Source organism: Neisseria sp. 27098_8_112 (genome assembly GCF_041433235.1).
In the GTDB taxonomy this organism is placed as follows: domain Bacteria; phylum Pseudomonadota; class Gammaproteobacteria; order Burkholderiales; family Neisseriaceae; genus Neisseria.
On record NZ_JAPWBB010000032.1, the window covers coordinates 1 to 5,117 of the forward strand.

The 5,117-nt window shown below is 49.8% G+C and carries 3 protein-coding genes; all 3 read right to left on the minus strand.

Annotated elements, in window-relative coordinates:
- Positions 1 to 34: 34 nt before the first annotated feature.
- Positions 35 to 2,764: a lactoferrin/transferrin family TonB-dependent receptor gene (locus O3682_RS11555; RefSeq protein ID WP_371510167.1), complete on the minus strand. Its 2,730-nt coding sequence runs from the start codon at positions 2,762 to 2,764 to the stop codon at positions 35 to 37.
- An 86-nt stretch (positions 2,765 to 2,850) separates the two neighbouring features.
- On the minus strand, positions 2,851 to 4,629 hold the full coding sequence (locus O3682_RS11560; protein ID WP_371510168.1) for a transferrin-binding protein-like solute binding protein: 1,779 nt from the start codon (positions 4,627 to 4,629) through the stop codon (positions 2,851 to 2,853).
- Positions 4,630 to 4,766: 137 nt separating this feature from the next.
- Positions 4,767 to 5,117 (minus strand): glutamate racemase (locus tag O3682_RS11565; protein ID WP_526023253.1); only part of this gene is annotated, 351 nt, incomplete at its 5' end.

Consider the following 5,117-nt stretch of genomic DNA (forward strand, 5'->3'; position numbering starts at 1 on the left):
GGTCTCCTATTGCCTTGATGCACGGTTGCTTAGGTTAAAACTTCATCTCCAAAGTCAGGGTGTAATTTCGTCCCGGTGCGGCGTAGCGGTTATACCTGCCGACATTATTGTGCCTATTGACCGCTCCTTCGGCAGTCTGCCTTACAGACTCCCAAGTGGTATACCGGTAGTTGAAGAGGTTATACACGCCTGCGCGCAGGGTCAGGTGTTTCTTGATATTGTAATATCCGGAAACATCCGTAACATGCCAAGGCCGCGTCCGCCGTGATGCTGCTTTTTTAGCATTGGCATTACCGTTCAACAGCGCCTGGCTGCCTAGCAGTTCGTCAACAGATTTTGCCTTGGAATAAGTAAACATCGTATTGATGCCCCATATTCCGTCAGGATGGTCGTAACCCAAACCCAATACATATCGTGAAGGTTGGACGGCATCAAAAAGATATGAAGTTACAAACGTCCTGTCGGCGCGTATATCGGCATCTTTGACCTTGATACGGTTATAGGCAAGCGTGGAATACAACCCGTCCGGCAACCCGCCCCATACACCGTGCCAATCGATTTTACCCAAAATATTGATACCGGCTATCCGTGCATTTTGAGCATTTCGGTATCCGGGGTCGCCAGAAGCCGAAGTTTGCCCGTTTTGAGTTCGGGTTTCATAACCGAATGCAATCAGGTCGCGATAAGCATTGTTGAAATAGCTGGCTTCCAAATTGCCGAAGTCCCCTTTAAATACAATACCTGTCTCTCTATTAAAGGATTTTTCCGGTTTCAGATCCAACGTTTTCAAAGACTCCCCGGCTCTCCAGCCGTACATTTCGGCAAATGACGGTAGACGGAAGCCCGTAGAAGCGCGATAAGTCAAATCCATCCAGGTGAAAGGCTTGAGGACTACGCCTGCGTTCCAAGAAAGGTTGCGGTGAGTGCCGGTAGAGACACTCTTATCTTCCGAATGCGTACTGCGGTAATCGTAACGTATGCCTGCTCCGACATCCGCCCACCTGCCCAAACGAACATTGTCTTGAACGGCTGCATAATAACCGTTGCCGCCGATATTCCTCGGTGTGCAGTCTGTATAGGTGTTATTGCCGAAACGGCATATCGGCGATGTATTGACCGTGGTCTTGCCGATAGACACCCAATACGGTTTGCCTTGGCTTCCGTTGGGTGACTGCGCCCCTTCCGGGATTTTCGATCCATATGCCTGAACTGCGTTTTGAAGATAATAATCGCTGTGGGACAATTGCGACTTAAAGCGGTCGTACCCTAGATTGATACTCAAATTGTGACGGATTTTGGCCGTATCAAATGCCTTTTTAAATACTGCTTGGAACAGGTTTCGGCTTTCTTCATAAATCATCCGGTCGGATTTATAGAAGGAATACGGTTTATTGCCGTCGGGACGGCAATTTTTATCCGAACCGTCGTGAGAGCAATGCGTCTGCTGCAAACGGTTGTCCAAATCTATACCTTGCCGGTCATAAGAAAGTCGGGCGTAATCGGCCCAGGTATCCTTGTCAGCATTATGGTAAACATATTCGACCCCATACCGGTTTTTAGTATGGCGTTCATCATAAAACACGCCGGTACCGTAACCGATACCCTGCAATGTACCGCCCTCTCCCTGAACAAACAGCCTTTCGGCCTTATTATTGCCCGAATATTTGCCAAAGCCGCTCGGCGTACCGTTTCTCCGGACACTTTCATTTAGATCGGCCTCGGTAAAATAGGCAGGAACAGTCATATCCCGTGTATCAAAGGTCTGCTGCGTACGTTCAACAACGGCTCCGACATAATGGCGGTTGTCCAAATGCCAACCCGGTCGGAACAGCCATGATTGGCTGCCATACTCAAGCGGGTCCGCAAGGAAGCGGCTGGGGCCGGTATAATCCTGCGTACTGACGGTTTTGCGCTCATCTTTGGCCAAAGCATCTTTTTTCGCATTGTCTTTACAGGCCGCATATCCATTGGAACATTCCTCTTCGACAATGAAATTTGCGTACGGATGGGTATCCTCGACCGGCATCAGCCGGTTGAAACTCTGCACACCTTTACCAGCATCTTTATGCGCATGGATTTCCTGCCCCCGCCGTTTAGTATAAATAAGGAGGGCTTCCGCGCCGCCGCTGCGTCCTGCAAGCGCAAGGGACTGTGTCAGGGCATGGTCTTTTCCAGAATAGGCAGTTTTACTCTGAATGCCCCACTGTTTTCCCTCTCCGATAATGTCGGCTGCGGTTTTGGTTTGAAATGCGACCGAACCTGCCAATGCGCCGTTTCCGTATTCTGATGAATTCGAACCCTTGCTGATTTCAACGGCCTTAACATTTTCATACTCAATTTCATTGATTGCGCCGCTGCTGCCCGCCGTCCTCGTCCCACCCAATGCCGCCTGCGCGGTGTAGGACTGTATTTGCGAAACGCCGTCTACCGTTAAGGAAACGCGGTTTTTATCCATGCCGCGTATTGAATAGCCGGAACTTGCGCCCCGACCCTGTTCGACCACGGCAATACCCGGATCGTAACGGGTCAGGTCTCGGATATTCAAAACCTGTTCTTTACTTAGCGTCTCGGAAGATTTGACCAGCTTGCCCAGCCCGGTTACTTCGTTATCACGGCGGGTTTTCTGTTTTTTCGCATTGACCTGCACGGTATCGAGCTGCTTTTCCCACACTTGTCCAGACGGTAAAACATCCGCATAAGCAGGCAGCGCAGTCATCAGCGACAGGCATAAAATATTTAATCGGAACAAATGTTGCTGTTTCATATCATTTCTCTACTTACTGCCTTCAGACGGCATTTAAAGCCGATATGCCGTCTGAAGAACTTTCCTCTGTCAACCGGCAGACCAGTTTACCGGACAAGCTGTTGGCGTTTCGTACCGAATACCACTGCCGCCTTGCCGCTTTCTCCCTCCAATGTATTTCCGGAGAACGATCCGCCCATCTCAATGGCGGTTTTGCCGTAGAAGCCGCCGGACACATCTGCACGGATATTCGTCCGTTTCGGATCGATGGTATTTTTCGGATCTAATGCAAAGCCGTTTTCACCGGTTTTCGCCACACCTGAAAAACCGTTGCCCTGAATCGTGGCAGTGATGGTGAATACGGGGGCAATGCGGTCTTTCGCCGTCAGCATACCGTTGAGGGTTTTCTCGGCAAAATTAACTTTAAACTCCGCCCGGTTACCGCCTTCCTTATTGGAAGGTTCGGCACTCCAGCTCGTACCATTAACAATAGTACCCGACCATGTACCGCGATATACAGCCTCTCCCGCCGTTACAGGCATATCGGAAACCGGCGTACGGCTGCCCTGCAGGAACATATCGTGCGAACCGCCGTGTTCCAACACCCCGAAATGCAGGTAATCCAAATTGGAGCAGCATACCGACACCTTCACACCGTCTTTCTCAAATACATGCTGGAATGCCGTCTGAGTGCCTTCGGACGGCACAAGCGCAAGCTCTACGCCGTCAATCAGCAGTTTGGCCACGTTGCCAAAGCTGTCTATCTGTTTTTTCACAAAATCTGCACCGATGCGGTAAGCGTCCATAAAGGTTTCAGCCAATGGTTTTTCTGCACCGTCTTTCTGTTTCGCGCTGAATACGGCAAGCACTTTCTTATCGTTTGCCAAAAACTTGCCGCCCAACTCATCGCCCTGAGGCCCGTAGAAACCACCTTCCAGACTATCAGAATCAGAAACAAAGGGATGACCGTTCTCAGTATCTTTATCAGCTGCCAACGCCTTGCCGTTAAAACGGTTTCCGTGAAGATCCGCCTTAATATCATATCGCTTGACCCGCTTGTCTTTATTTTCGGTTTCGTTATGGGTAATCCGGTTATTGCGGTAGAGCACGCCGGTCATAGTCTTGGCGGCGAAATCCACCTCAAACTCGCTGGTCAGCCCGAAATCGGTCTGACCTTTCGGTGCCTCGCTTTCATTGCGCAACACATCCGCTTCCTCGGCAGACAAAGCCCCGTACCTATCCCCCGCTGGCGGACTACCCAACTGGGGAAACTTCTGTTTTTCCTTGGCATCGGTTACATAATCCCAAGTACCTTTGTAAATCGCCTTGCCCGTCGGCAGAGCTTGGGAAGGATTGCTGCCTTTGTAGAAAAGGTAGCCGTCCGGACCGAAAAGGGCGATATTGTTTTTGGGATCGATTTTATTGGCACCGTTGCGGTAGATATAGCCCGAGCGGACATACTTGAATTTCGTGTATCCTTCCACGCGGCTTTTGCCGTCGCCCGTTGTGATGGATTCGTTCAGCGTACCCTTATCCATCGCAAAAATCTCATTCTTTTGGGGAAACTCACCCGGCTCACCCGTACCTAATTTCTCCCAATCCGCTTCTGATAATGCCTTATGATCTTCTTTATTTTTCGGGTGCCAGTTCCGACGCGGTATTTTGGCTGCAAAACCGTAAACCGGACGGTCGTTTTCCGCCGCCTGCGCTTCATCGGGTTTTACCGGTTTTTCAGTCTGTTCGTCTTGGTATTTCGGTGCTTCGGACTGCGGGTTGTGCTGTTTCGTTTCCACGCTGTCCAAATCGAAACTGCCGCCGCCCGCGCAGGCAGAAAGCAGCAGCACAGGCAGGATACCGGCTGCTTGGGCAATAAGTGAATTTTTCATATCAACTTTTTTAAAAATGATAATAGTTTATATTTTATTAACTTAAAATGTAATTTGCAAACATTTTCTGACGTACCTTCACAAAAAACACCCGCACATCCCTACTCCGGATATGCGGGTGTTTGAGCAAACCTTGCCTAACCCAAAGACACCATTTCAATCTGCTCCATCGTCCTACCCAGAAAACGTTCGCCTATCATTCTGAATTTCAAAGGAATATCGCTGACATAAAAACGATAGTCGGGATTATTGTTGTCAGTATTGAGTAATCCCTCCTGCGCAAGGACGCGTGCTGTTTCTTCAGCCGTCGTAATTGCAGAATCAACCAACGCGACATTACCCGCCTCCCTACCGATTAAGGGCTTGAGCAAGGGAAAGTGCGTGCAGCCCAACACCAGCGTATCGATGCCGTCTGCAAGCAATGGTTTGAGGTATTCGCATACGATCAGGCGGGTAACTTCATGTTTCAACCAACCTTCCGCATCGGT

What these genes read in the sequence shown, in the direction of transcription:
- O3682_RS11555 (WP_371510167.1), bottom strand. Translation starts at nt 2,764, where the DNA reads ATGAAACAGCAACATTTGTTCCGATTAAATATTTTATGCCTGTCGCTG.
- O3682_RS11560 (WP_371510168.1), bottom strand. Translation starts at nt 4,629, where the DNA reads ATGAAAAATTCACTTATTGCCCAAGCAGCCGGTATCCTGCCTGTGCTG.